The sequence below is a fragment of the Paenibacillus terreus genome, assembly GCF_042138595.1.
Classification (GTDB): Bacteria; Bacillota; Bacilli; order Paenibacillales; family Paenibacillaceae; genus Paenibacillus; species Paenibacillus terreus.
Genome location: NZ_JBHIRX010000023.1, coordinates 81,920 through 95,212 on the forward strand (window position 1 = coordinate 81,920; position 13,293 = coordinate 95,212).

11 protein-coding genes are annotated in these 13,293 nt (G+C 50.4%); 4 read left to right on the top strand and 7 right to left on the bottom strand.

Going from position 1 to position 13,293, the window contains the following annotated elements:
• Positions 1-4: 4 nt before the first annotated feature.
• The 3 genes from ACE5KN_RS27720 to ACE5KN_RS27730 all read right to left on the bottom strand — a co-directional run bounded on the left by ACE5KN_RS27720 (position 5) and on the right by ACE5KN_RS27730 (position 2,859).
• The gene (locus ACE5KN_RS27720) at positions 5-910 is read right to left on the bottom strand and encodes a glycosyltransferase family 2 protein (protein ID WP_375528673.1); all 906 of its coding nucleotides are present in this window, start codon (positions 908-910) and stop codon (positions 5-7) included.
• 17 nt (positions 911-927) lie between these two features.
• A complete protein-coding gene (locus tag ACE5KN_RS27725; protein ID WP_375528672.1) occupies positions 928-1,887 on the bottom strand; it encodes a glycosyltransferase family 2 protein in 960 nt (319 codons plus the stop codon).
• Between the two features lie 195 nt (positions 1,888-2,082).
• The gene (locus tag ACE5KN_RS27730) at positions 2,083-2,859 is read right to left on the bottom strand and encodes a DUF1836 domain-containing protein (RefSeq protein ID WP_375528671.1); all 777 of its coding nucleotides are present in this window, start codon (positions 2,857-2,859) and stop codon (positions 2,083-2,085) included.
• A gap of 260 nt (positions 2,860-3,119) precedes the next feature.
• Here ACE5KN_RS27730 and ACE5KN_RS27735 point away from each other — a divergent pair, with 260 nt between their 5' ends.
• Complete coding sequence (locus ACE5KN_RS27735; protein WP_375528691.1) at positions 3,120-4,442, top strand: hemolysin family protein; 1,323 nt, start codon at positions 3,120-3,122, stop codon at positions 4,440-4,442.
• A gap of 125 nt (positions 4,443-4,567) precedes the next feature.
• A complete protein-coding gene (bacA, locus tag ACE5KN_RS27740; protein WP_375528670.1) occupies positions 4,568-5,371 on the top strand; it encodes an undecaprenyl-diphosphate phosphatase in 804 nt (267 codons plus the stop codon).
• 217 nt (positions 5,372-5,588) lie between these two features.
• Here the strand turns inward: bacA and ACE5KN_RS27745 are convergent, their stop codons facing one another.
• Positions 5,589-5,915: a thioredoxin family protein gene (locus tag ACE5KN_RS27745; protein ID WP_375528669.1), complete on the bottom strand. Its 327-nt coding sequence runs from the start codon at positions 5,913-5,915 to the stop codon at positions 5,589-5,591.
• A gap of 70 nt (positions 5,916-5,985) precedes the next feature.
• Positions 5,986-6,894 carry an aldo/keto reductase gene (locus tag ACE5KN_RS27750; protein ID WP_375528668.1) on the bottom strand — a complete coding sequence of 303 codons (909 nt, stop codon included), beginning with the start codon at positions 6,892-6,894 and terminating at the stop codon, positions 5,986-5,988.
• Between the two features lie 329 nt (positions 6,895-7,223).
• Here ACE5KN_RS27750 and ACE5KN_RS27755 point away from each other — a divergent pair, with 329 nt between their 5' ends.
• A complete protein-coding gene (locus ACE5KN_RS27755; protein ID WP_375528667.1) occupies positions 7,224-8,195 on the top strand; it encodes a ring-cleaving dioxygenase in 972 nt (323 codons plus the stop codon).
• A gap of 147 nt (positions 8,196-8,342) precedes the next feature.
• On the top strand, positions 8,343-9,368 hold the full coding sequence (locus ACE5KN_RS27760; protein ID WP_375528666.1) for a glycoside hydrolase family 53 protein: 1,026 nt from the start codon (positions 8,343-8,345) through the stop codon (positions 9,366-9,368).
• Between the two features lie 290 nt (positions 9,369-9,658).
• Here the strand turns inward: ACE5KN_RS27760 and ACE5KN_RS27765 are convergent, their stop codons facing one another.
• Complete coding sequence (locus ACE5KN_RS27765; RefSeq protein ID WP_375528665.1) at positions 9,659-11,353, bottom strand: M3 family oligoendopeptidase; 1,695 nt, start codon at positions 11,351-11,353, stop codon at positions 9,659-9,661.
• 370 nt (positions 11,354-11,723) lie between these two features.
• Positions 11,724-13,142 (bottom strand): serine hydrolase domain-containing protein, encoded by a 1,419-nt coding sequence (locus tag ACE5KN_RS27770; protein WP_375528664.1) that lies wholly within the window; start codon positions 13,140-13,142, stop codon positions 11,724-11,726.
• Positions 13,143-13,293 lie beyond the last annotated feature (151 nt).

The window sequence follows — 13,293 nt, forward strand, 5'->3', positions numbered from 1 at the left end:
GCTGTTACCCGGCAGCCTCGTTGGAAAACATCGCTTTTAAAGCTTTTTTATATCCTTTTATTGCGGAATTGTTCTTCTTCGGTCTTTCCCTGAGCATGAAATACAGCGTAGTCCAGCAAAGCGCTGCATATTTGATCGGGCCCGATTGTTCATCCCTGAGCAGATGAATATGGTTCATCACACGCATGTAGGCCACCTGCTCCATATTATCGCGGGATGACGGAGATTCGTGGTGCAGCAGCTTTAACAGAGGGTTGATATATAAAGGGCCGCTCTTCAACGCGATACGGGAGAGGAGCAGGTCTTCACCGACACTGTAGCTTTGCAGCCAGGGAACCGGCTGCAGCCCGCGGATCGCTTCCTTGCGGAAGGACATGTTGCAGCCGTGAAAAAATTCCGTTTTGAACGTCCTGCGTGCCTTATGCCAGTTATACATAGAGCCTGACTGGCCGCTGAGGGACAGTTTTCCTTTAAAGGGCGACTGCTGAAAGGACAGCAAACAGCGGATGGTGCCGAAAAAGCTGTTGTTCATGCCTTGCGCGACTCCGCCCACTCCTGCGGCCTGGGGATATTCCTCATAGGTATTCATTAAATTCTGAATATAATCGGCAGGCAGCTCCACATCGTCGTCCAGAAACAGGATGATGCCGCCTCTGGCAATCTCCGCCGTCTTGACCCTTGACAGCCAGAGGCCTGGCTGCTCCTTACGGTGGTAGCGCAATTCCATTCCTGCCGGCTCCAGCATCTGCTTCTGCTGATTCAGAAACTCCTCTGTCAGCGCTCCGTCATCCACAATCAGCACCTCGACCTGCAAACCTGCCGCCAGTTTGGACTGTGCGAGGGAGGAAATACAGCGCTTCAGATCCTCCTCCCGGTTGCGTGTGCAAATGGCAATGGACAAGGCAATCATCAGGCTCCCTCCTTCGGTTATGTGAGGCCTTTCCTGCCGATGGGCAGGGAAGCCGTATATTCATCATATTTTTGCTTGCGCGGATTCAGGACAAACAGACAGCCCTGCGCATATCCGGCAACCGCATTGAAGTTTCTTTTCAAGGCCTGCTTGACCATTAAATAGGAAAGCGTCCAGAGCAGCGCGGCGTAATTCCAGAGTCCCGCCTGCTTCAGCAGCAGGAAATAATAATGGTTAACGGCCGTAGCTTTGGCTACCTTGCCCGCCTTATCCCGCGAGCTCGGGGATTCATGATGTATGATCTTGAGATTCGGATCGATGACCAGTTTGCCGTAGCGGCCGGCAAGAAGGCACATGTAAAGGTCATCTGCAACCGCATAGCTGGTCATCCATGGATAAGGCTTCATATCCCGCAGCGCATAACGGCGGAAAGACATGTTGCAGCCGTGGAAAAATTCAGTGGGGAATATCGACTTAGCCTCCCCCCACTGCAGCAGCGAGCCTGCCAGACTGCTGGGGGAGAGCCTGCCCGGTGAGGAGGACATTTGACATGTCAAAACGCCCAGCAGCTTGCCTGCCCGGCTTGTACTCAGTCCCTTGGCGACCCCGCCGACACCTACAATACTTTCATCCTGCTCGTATATATCAAGCAGGCGTCTGATGTACAGCCGGTCATCTAATTCCGCGTCATCATCGAAATAAAGCACAATATCGTTTTTCACCATGGACAGCGCCAGATACCGGGAAAGCCATACACCCGGCTGCTCCTTCTTATGGTATTTCAATTCCCCGTTGGGCAGTCCAGTGAGTATTTCCCGGTACTCCTCCAGCTTGTGTGCCGGGATATCCCCATCATCAACAATCAGCAGTTCAATTGCCGAATTCTTGATGTCCTGCTGCGCGGCAATGGAGCGAATGCAGCGCGTCAAATCTTCAATCCGGTTCCTTGTGCATATGATGATTGAAACATCGGACATGCCACGGTCTCCTCCCATCCTATCCGTTTCTCTTTCTGTCCAGAATTATTTTCCAATTGCTGGATTGTATATTCTTATTTTATATTCGACAACATTTGAGTGTACATACCACTTTTGTATACTTTTTCGTACATATGTAAACTTATAGATAGGGAACGGCAAAAAAAAGAGAAATGGCTGTAAAACCATTCCTCTTCAATGTTGGCCAAAGTCCAGAAACAGCGTCGCATTAACATATCTGCGGGCCATGGACAGGAAATATGAGTTTTGGATCGATACGGCTGCCACCAGCAGCGCATTCCTGAGCGCTTCCCGTTGGTTCGGGCTCAGATGAACAAGATCATCCGTGTACCTGCCTGCCGCGCGCAGCAGCATATCCTCTGTAAGTCCATCCTTTAAAGTGGAAGCAGAACCCGTACCGGTGATGTCAAACATCCCGTCGCCATTGGCGTCGAGCTCCTCGAACAGGGACGAGTATGCGGCGTACAGATGCTTGGGCTGCATCAGGTCGTCGTTGTCGTCACCCGGCTGTCCGAACAGCATATGAAACAGCTTGCGGATGGATTCAAAATCAAGGCTTGATTTAAGATCCTCTATAATAAGCAGAATGGCCGCCTGGTTGATGGAATATTTTTTCCCTACCTGCGGTGATCCAAGAAATTCCTTAAAGTCCCGCTTCACCCAGTTCTGCATGGATGCCAATGAGACATGACTGTATTCAATCAGCTGTCCGAGCGAGGCGATCTCCTGCAGGGAAAAGGCTGCAATTTGCCTTCCTTTTATAATTTTCTCTAACACAGGAGTCACTTCGGTGCTTAAAAAAGCAGGCAGCGTACTGCCGGCACGAAGCCGATCCTGGTGGTTTTTTCTCCAAGCCTCCTGAAGTACGGCCAAAGGCTGCAGGTCCTGACGGTTATCAAGCGCAAGCAGCAAATGGGCCATGTCGCTGCGGGTCATTGTAAAGGACTCCATTTGCCTTCCTCCTCATGCTTCGGTTATGCATTTCAAGTTCATGCGAACCCATCATACGCCTAAGCATGCAGGTTGTAAAGAGCAGGCAAGATAAGAGCGAGCAAGCTGACGATCGGAGGCTATTCTGCTTCAATTTCGAACAAATTTGGGGTACAGGGGGTTGACAGCTTTCTTTTTAACAGTTGTGCTTTTTCTTTTGAGGTCTTAAAATAAGTTCATATGAACTTAAATTTATCAGAAAAGGGATGAGTGAAAATTATATGGACATAGGTGTCAGTCTATTGTTATTTGCGTTGTTAATTGTGCTGAGTGGTTTCTTCGTAGCTACTGAATTCGCCATCATCAAAATTCGTTCCAGCCGAGTGGATCAACTGGTGGCGGAAAACCGCAAAAATGCGAAAGCACTGCGGACGGTAGTCAACAATCTGGACGGATATTTGTCCGCCTGCCAGCTTGGCATTACAATAACAGCGCTTGGACTTGGCTGGCTCGGTGAACCGACCGTGGTCAAAATTTTGGAGCCAGTGTTCCAAAAGGTAGGTATCACGGGTGATTTCGGACATATTATCGCTTTCATTATCTCTTTTATCATTGTGACATACCTGCACGTCGTTATTGGAGAATTGGCTCCCAAAACATTGGCGATCCGCAAAGCGGAAGCAGTCAGTCTGTTAACATCTCCTCCGATTATCTGGTTTAACCGCATCATGTACCCGTTTATCTGGCTGCTGAACGGCTCTGCCAACAGGCTTGTCCGTTTATTCGGATTGAAGCCGGCGTCGGAGCATGAAGAAGCGCATTCCCAGGAAGAGATTCAAATCATCCTTTCGGAAAGCATGGAAAGCGGAAAAATTAACAATACAGAGTACGGCTACGTAAACCGTATCTTTGCCTTTGACGAAACCGTGGCCAAAGAAATTATGGTGCCGCGTACCGATATGGTTTGTCTGTACACCAATCGAAGCTTGCAAGAGAACATGCAGATCATTCACGAGGAGCAGTACACCCGCTTCCCGGTAGCAACCGAAAGCAAAGACCAAATTATCGGCATGATCAATACGAAACAGCTGTTTCTGGAGCATGACCGGAACACGAATCTGGATTTCAAATCTCTGATTCACCCGATTCTTACGGTGCCTGAGGTAATCCCGGTCAATGACTTGCTGAAACGGATGCAAAAGGAGCAGGTTCATATCGCACTGCTGGTGGACGAGTACGGCGGCACATCCGGTATTATTACGATTGAAGATATTCTGGAAGAAATCGTCGGCGAAATCCGCGACGAATTCGATAAAGATGAACGCAAGGAAATCGAGAAGCTGTCAGAGAACAGCTATCTGATGGATGGCAAAGTGATCCTGTCCGAGTTCAGCGACCTGACCGGTCTGGATTTGGAAGAGGAAGACGTCGATACCGTCGGTGGCTGGGTGTACAGCCGTATTCCCGAGCCGAAGACGGGCAAAGAGCATACCGAAGGCCATGTAAAGGTCATTATCCGCGAAATGGGCAAAAACCGCGTCAGACGCGTGGAGGTTATCATTGAGGAGCCGTCGCTCCTTAATGGAGAAGAAGAAACGGACTAAGTTTGAAATTCACCGAAAAACATTGTACACTTTACTTCGTTCTGCACCAATGAGTAAAATAAATGACAGGGCATACGGCTTGGCCGCGTGCCCTGCATGCGTGTGTGGGGAGGAGAGTATAGTACATGGACTTTTTGTCGGCAATTATTATGGGCATCATTGAGGGATTAACTGAATTTCTACCTGTCTCATCGACCGGGCACATGATTTTGACCGCCGACCTGCTGAATCTTAACACAGACAGTGAATCCGTCAAGACATTTGAAGTCGTCGTACAGCTGGGTGCCGTGCTTGCGGTCGTCGTATTGTATTTCGGAAAGTTTCTGAGTTTGTTCGATTTTCGGAGGCAGACGCTTCAATCCCTGAAGCCGCGTCTTAACCTGCTTCATATCATTATCGCGATGATTCCTGCTTCCCTTCTGGGCGTACTGCTGCGTGACTTTATCAAGGAATATTTATTTGGTCCGCAAACGGTTGTATACAGCCTGGTTGCGGGAGGCCTGCTGATGATTGCCGCTGAAAAATTTCATCCGAGAGCAACGGCGGAAACGGTGGATGAAATTACATACAAACAGGCCTTTATCATTGGTGTATTCCAAATTCTCGCCCTGTGGCCCGGCTTCTCCCGTTCAGGTTCGACCATTTCCGGCGGTCTGTTCGCAAGAGTAAGCAGCACGGCAGCGGCCGAATTCACCTTCCTGGTGTCGGTTCCGATTATGCTGGGAGCCACCGTTGTGGATATGTATAAAAGTGTAGGCCACCTTTCTTCCAGCGATTTCACCTTGTTTGCGGTTGGTTTTATTACCGCCTTTATCGTAGGCATGCTGGCCATCAAGACCTTCCTCGGTTTGCTGAAACGGTTAAGCCTCACCTCGTTTGCCATTTACCGCTTCGTGCTGGCTGCCGTATTTTTCTTTGTTGTTCTGTAATTAAAAAAGGATGTACCCCGGTGTTTGATTACGGGTACATCCTTTTCTCTTTGGAAAAAATTATATTAGAGCATCATTTGCTTGACCATTTGCGCCCCATCCAGAAAACAAACAGGCCCAAGGCTGCAAAAGACATCAAGGGATAGATCCATTCCATAATCTGCACATCCTTTGTTTTTTCAGGCTGTGAAAAGCTCCATCGTCCGAATTACAATCTTTATACCTTCGATTCCAGCGTCTCCAGATATTCAGAGATTTGTGCCGGGGTTTTGGCAAATTTGCTGTGAAGATGAGCAATCTTCTCTCCGCCGCGGAATATCAGCAGACTCGGAATGCCGCGAACCTGATTTTCTTCAGCTATTGGCTGAAACTGCTCGGCATCCATGGCATAAAACTCTTTATCGGGATGCTTCTCGATGATCCCGCCAATAAATTTGTCCAGCGTCTTGCAATCCGGACACCAGGTTGCATCGAACTTGATTACCGTTATTCCATCCCCCTGTATCAGCTCCTGATACTGCTGCTGTGATTCAATGCGCTCCATGTCCATTCCTCCTGTTGTATACTTGTTTATTACATTTTAATCAATCCAGCTTAAATTGCAACCGTGGCAGTTACCTGTGCTGTGTATAGCGGTTTGCTCTGGTAATGCTTCTCAGCTCGCTGATTTCCTGCTCCGTTAACGACGTGACAGCAGCAGCGCCGACATTATGCTGAAGCTGCTCCGGAGAGCTCGCTCCGGCAATGGCTGTCGCCACAGCCGGGTGCGCAAGGCTGTAGCGGATGGCCACCTGCTCCATGCTTCGCTCATCGTTTGCGAACGCTGCAAGGCGTTCACGCACTTTCAGCAGCTCCGATTGCTCATAATCGAGGTAGCCTTTGGCAGCCTTGATCACCCCTCTCTCAGCCAGTACACCGCTCGCTACAGGGCCGCGTGCGATCAGGCTGATCCCCTCCTTCTCCAGCAAGGGGAGAACCTCTTCTTCCGCCCGCCGGTCCAGCAGGCTGTATTGGTTCATAACACTTACGATGCCCGAGCGTTTCACATATTCGCGGATCACATTCGGCCGGATGGATGAAATACCGTACCAGCGGATAACCCCCTCGCGCTTTAACTGTTCAAATGCCTCAATCGTCTCGTCTATCGGATCGTCCAACGTACCGCCATGCAGCTGGTACAGATCGATATAATCCGTGCCGAGCCGTCTCAGGCTTTCTTTCACAGCTTCCAGGATATAAGCCTTCGACGGGTCCCAGACCCAGCCTTCCTGACCAGGAAGGCGGCGGTTACCCACCTTGGTTGCAAGTATCACATCCTGGCGACGCCCCTGCACGGCCTTGCCAACAATTTCTTCATTACGTCCACTGTCATACAAATCGGCTGTATCCAGAAAATTAATGCCCTTCTCAAGCGCTTCGTGAATCAGATAGATTCCCTTTTGTTCCTCCGTACCTATCGTCATGCAGCCGAAGCCAATTTCGCTCACCATGAGATCGGAAAGGCCGAGCCGGTCCTTCTTCATGCTATCTCTCCTCCCCTATTGATTAGCTGCCGCCATATTCCCCCTGAATTTATGTACAAGTTCATCGTATCTTATCCTTGCTGCCCGTTCAAGCGCGACTGTCTTCTATTCGCAAGCACCGTCACGCTCCCTGCATTGCTTACACGAGCTTAGTCATGCAATTCTACAAAAGCTCTGTTGATGCCGCCCAGTGAATTTCATAGCTGAAATAAACAGCAGAGAACGAATGAGTTGACAATTACCATGAAATAATATATCTTTAAATCAAGATAATTAATAGATCAAGCTCCGCTGCTCCAAAATAAAGAAATCACCGAGGAGGACTTAATATGAAATTGCTTGGATTGCATCATGTATCGGCTTTCACAGCCTCTGCCGCCAGAAACTTCGATTTTTATACGGAAGTACTCGGCATGCGCCTGATCAAAAAAACCGTGAACCAGGATGATGTCCGCGTGTACCACCTGTTCTATGGGGATGAGATCGGAACCGCCGGCACCGAGCTGACGTTCTTCGAAATTCCCCATGCCGGACAGAACCGCAGAGGCAATAACAGCATCTCTTCCCTGTCGCTGCGTGTTCCGAGCGATAAAGCCTTGACCTACTGGAAGAACCGGTTTGAGGAAATGGACGTTACCCATGAAGAAATTACGGAGCAGGCCGGGCATCGGATCCTTCCATTTGAGGATTTTGAAGGGCAGCGCTTTTATCTGATTTCCGATGAGCATAATCAGGGAGTCCGGGGCGGCAAGCCTTGGGACAAAAGCCCTGTTCCGGCTGAATACGGAATTATCGGACTGGGCCCGGTCAAGCTGACCGTGCCAACAGCCGAGCATACCGAGTTGATCCTTGAAAAGGTGATGGGCTTCCGTAAAGCTGGTTCCTATCCTTCCCCTGTCGCTGGACAGCCTGATATTGTCATTTATGAAACGGCTGAAGGCGGCAATGGAGCCCAGGTGCATCTTGAGGAACGAAACGACCTTCCGGCAGAGCGGCTTGGACGCGGCGGCGTACATCACGTGGCCTTCCGCGTAACTGATGAAGAGGAGCTGCGCCAATGGGTGGAGCGCATCCGCAGCCTGCAAATCGGCAATTCAGGCTTCGTGGACCGCTTCTACTTCCGCTCTCTCTATTTCCGGGAGCCTAACGGCATTCTGTTCGAGCTGGCTACCGACGGTCCCGGCTTTGCAACGGACGAAGATCCGGAGCATCTCGGCGAAGCTCTTGCCCTTCCACCGTTTCTGGAGGAACGCCGGGAAGATATAGAGGCCAATTTAAAGCCGCTGAATACTAAGAAATAAAGAAAAATCGGATTATGAAGACCGGGACTTCCGTCTGTACAGGGAGTCCCGGTTTTTTAGTCTTTTTCCACCTTTTGTTAGGCAGTTGCCTTCGGTAAAATGAAAGCTATGGTCATACATACCAACTAAAGACAAGGAGAGAGACCCATGCTGATGAAGGAACCCAAACGGCTCGCGATCATGCTGCTCTGTGTTATCCTGCTTGGACTTGGTACAGGAGCCTCCGCACCGGCAAAGACCCAGCCATTTGCCAATGGAGCAGACATAGGCTGGCTTTCCGAAATGGAGAAGGCCGGGAAATCATTTTATAACGACGATGGCACAAAACAGGACTTGCTTACCATCTTAAAAGCTCATGGCATCAATTCCATCCGGCTGCGTGTCTGGGTCCATCCACAAAACGGCTTCTCCGGCAAAGAGGATGTGGTCAAGCTGGCCGTGCGTGCACAGAAAATGGGCTTTCGTGTCATGATCAACTTTCATTACAGCGACTCCTGGGCTGACTGGAAAAAGCAGCCTTTGCCCGCCGCTTGGAAAAATTACAGCTATGATCAGATTAAACGAGCCGTCTATTACCACACCTACAGTGTCATGCATGCATTAAAAGCAAATGGCGTACAGCCCGAATGGGTTCAGGTCGGCAATGAAATCAATGACGGATTGCTGTGGAATCATGGCCGCGCCTCGACCAATATGAAGCAATTTGCAGGGATTGTGAAAGCAGGCGCTTCCGCGGTGAAGACCGTCAGTCCCGAAAGCAAGGTCGTCCTGCATCTGAGCAACGGGTATGACAACAAGCTGTACCGCAGCATTTTCGATGGGCTGCGTGCTTACGGCGTCAAATGGGACGTGATCGGAATGTCCCTGTATCCGACCATTGACAATTGGCAGAAGCTGAATCAACAAACGCTGGATAACATGAACGATATGGTCAGCCGTTATGGCAAGGAAGTGATGATCAGCGAGGTCGGTATGGATGCCTCCAAGCCGGCAGAAACAAAAGCCTTCCTCACGGATCTGATCCGGAAAACCGGGTCTGTCCCCGGCAACAAAGGGCTCGGCGTATTTTATTGGGAACCGGGAGCCTATGGAGGCTGGCATGATTACAAGCTGGGCGCCTTCGACAGCAAAGGCAAGATCACTGAAGCGCTCGACGCTTTCCTTGAGAAATAGCAGCTGAGTTCAAGCATCCTGATGGATCCCTCATAAGCCTGATAAATAATGGTTAAACCACATTTTCCCAATCCATACTACCAGGGGACAAAACAGTTCTTAATGAGGAAAGGACAATACGAAGCCTTCAGCCCGCTTCCCATGCTGGAAGAGGAATCATCCTGCCGGAAAAGCCCGGTCGTACAGGGAATCGTGACAACGACAAAAGCCCGCTGCCGATCAGCGGGCCTTTGTTTGTTTTTACTGTTCATTGTACATTATGGAAAGTTTTGGTCAGTTCCCCGACCAACTTAGAGCTCCCGGTCGTCCACACCGTCCAGCCAGGCCTCAATATCGCCGATGACGGAAGTGACACACCCCTCTTCAAACGGAGATTTCAGTCCCGCCAGCTTAACCAGACCTGTGAAGGACTGGCTTCCCCCTGCCCGGCATAAACGCAGGTAGTCGTTCCAGGCAGACTGCCAGTCCGCATTCATGCGCTTCCAGAACTGGAAGGCGCAAATTTGGGCCAGCGTATAGTCAATATAATAAAACGGTGCCTGAAAAATATGCGCCTGCTTGTGCCAGAAGCCTCCGGCTTCCAGATAATCGTTGCCATCGTAATTTTTATGCGGCAAATATTTGCGCTCAATGGATCGCCACGCCTGCTTCCGCTCCGCAGGAGTCCAGTCCGGATTTTCGTAGACAGCATGCTGAAATTCATCCACAGCGACTCCATATGGAATAAACAGCAGTGCTGATGAGAGATGATCGAAATGGTATTTTTCCGTATCCTCCTCAAAGAACAGCTTCATCCACGGCCATGTGAAAAATTCCATGCTCATGGAATGAATCTCCGCAGCCTCGTAGGTGGACCAGAAATATTCAGGGATGTCAAAATGCCTGCTCTCATACACCTGGAAGGCGTGCCCGGCTTCATGCGTCAGTACGTCAATGTCCCCGGAAGTGCCGTTAAAATTCGAAAAGATGAAAGGGGCACCGTAATCCGTAAGAAATGTGCAGTAGCCCCCGCTCTGCTTGCCTTTTTTGCTGACCAGATCCATCAGGCCGTTGCCCGTCATAAACGTAAAAAATTCGTTCACCTCGGGAGACAGCTCTTTGTACATGCGTGCCCCGTTTTCAATGATCCAATCCGGTCCGCCTTTGGGAGTCGGGTTGCCTGTCGGAAAAGCAAAGCTTTCGTCATAATAACGCAGCTTCTCCACACCGATCCGCTGCCGCTGCCGCTCCTTCAAACGGGAAGCAGCGGGAACAATATGCTCAGCCACCTGATTGCGGAAATTGGCAACCATCGCCGCATCATAATCCGTCCGGTTCATGCGCGCATAACCGAGCTCCACAAAGTTGGCATATCCCAGCTTGCGGGCCATCCGGGTGCGGACCTTTACCAGCTCGTCGTAAATGCGGTCGAACTCGTCTTCGTTAGCTGCCATAAAACCGCTCTGTGCTTCAGCGGCTCTGCGCCGGACATCGCGGTCCGTCGATTGCAGGAATGGGGTTAATTGAGGGAGTGTACGCTCTTCCCCTTCAAAAGGGATTTTGGCGGATGCAATCAAGGCCATATATTCCGTGCCAAGCTTGTTCTCCTGCTGCATATCTTCGATAATCGAAGGATCAAACGCTTTAAGGGAAACCTCGGCCAAACGGAACAGTTGGCTGCCCCATTCCTTCTCCAGATCCCCCCGCAAAGGCGAATCCGCCAGCGCCCGGTAATAGTCGGTTATGTATTCCTGGATCAGGGGTTTGATTTCATCCACGTATTCTTTCTCTTTTTTATAAAACTCATCTGTAGTATCGATAGAATGTCTGATTTCAACCAATTGACAGTTGGTATCCACATGGCTGCGCAATTTATTGAGCTCCTGGATAACCGCCTTTCCCTGCTCTGGCTGGATTGCACTACGGAACTGTCCCAGCAGATTTTTAAACCGCTGTTCAAATTCGGACATATCCGGTCTTTCATATTTCATCTCACTGAACTTCATAGACACGGCCTCCCTTTTCCCAATATGTTGTTTATTATACATCCCGATTGCTATAATATACCAGCGTTTTAAGTATGCTATGTGCTCCTAAGACGCTCCGAGTAACGAACCATTCCTACAATCGCTGTTGCCCCCAGATTTCCAATGATTATAATTTTTAGCGGTAGAAATTCGGGGACAAAGGCGAACGCTCCGCTTTTCCGGAATTGCTTCGTCCTCTCCGCCGCTGCGTGCGTATTCCGACTACAAAACAAAGAAAAGGTGGCTCCCCTCTTTAGCCCAAGCCCGATGGAACTCCCTGCGACACCAGCTTATACAAAAAAGGCCAAGAAAAAGGGGTAAGTCCCCCGTTCTTGACCTTTTGTACACATTATAGACCAGATGCATGGGCACGGGTCATGATTTCGTCCATCATTGGCACCGTATCCAGTCCGTCGCGGTTGCCCAGCAGGATCACTGTCAAGCCAGTGCCGGTATCCCGCATCATGCCTGTCTTGTAGCCGGTTCCGCTGCCATTGTGGTAAATGGTCACACCGGAGCCGGATTCATCCTGCCGAACCAGCACGCCGTATCCATAGTTCTTCTCGGAATACGGGGTCAGCATCTGTGTCAGAGACTCGCTGCTGAGCAGCTTGTCCAATCCGTTCTTGCTGTTCCAGGTCAGCATATCGTCAAGCGTGGAGTACAGTGTGCCTGTTCCCTCCACGGATACATAATAAGGAGCTTCAGCCATCACGCTATTTTTATAGGTGTGGCCTTTAATCGTCGGCGTGTCAGGAGCAGCCTGGCCTGTATGCTTCAGACCGAGCGGGCCCAGCACATTTTTCTCCAGATAATCCCCGTAGCTCATGCCACTTGCCTGTTCAATAACATAAGCGAGAACTACGTAGCCGCAGTTGCTGTATTGAAAACGTGTGCCTGGCTCCCATTGAATGGTCAGCTGTTTGATTTGGTTCACGGCATCCTGCAGCGTCATTCCCTCTGTACGGGCGAAGTTCGCTCTGAGCCCGCCGGTATGCGACAGCAGCATATGCAGGGTAATTTCGTCCCCGCGTGGAAAATCGGGAATATATTTGGATACAGGATCCTGCAGACTCAGCAGCCCTGCCTCCGACAGCTTCAGCACGGAGGCCGCCGTGAACGACTTGGACAGCGAAGCGATCCGTGTCGTCATGTCAGGGCGGTTAAACTTGCCGTCGCCTGCCGGGCCGTATCCTTTGCGCAGCAGCACCTGCCCGTTTTTCGCCACCAGTGCCAGACCGGAGAACGATTCATTGCGCAGGTAGGTATCCACCGACTTCATGCTGCTGCTTAACATGGTTTCAGTGTCGCTTTGGATTTCAAGCAGCGTGCCTTCGGTTGTTTTGGAAGGCTTGACTGCAGCGCGCAGCGGCTCGATTACCCCTCGCAGCGGAACGGTCAATACGCCCTTTACATAACGCAGCGGAGAGGATTGCTGCCAGGCATAACCGTTCACATCAACCGCCGTTGAACCAAGCTTGTACGTAATCACATCACCGTTCAGCGAGACAACAGCACTGTTGGCGCTCGCATTCCAGCGCACGGTAGCTCCGAGCGCACCAGCCGCTTCCCGGAGCGGAACGTATGTAGTTCCATAAGCAATATAAGGCTTCGTATTCCAATTGACCTCGATTCCATTCACCGTCACGGCAATGGCTTCAGACTGTGCCAGCGCATTATGGCTGCTGCCGGCAAACAAGGCTGTACACAATAGCAGCAGCACAAAGCAGCGCATAAAAGAAAATGCTCTCTCATTCAACCCTTTCATCAAATGCGCATGGAGACACGCGGCTTTAGCCATGTGAGGAATTGCGCTCGGCATAAGGGCTACCCTCGGTAGCTCGCAAGCCGAAATCTCCATGCTTCCCCCTTCCGTCATGAAAATTTAACCATGGATCACTTGATCCATGCTATACTGA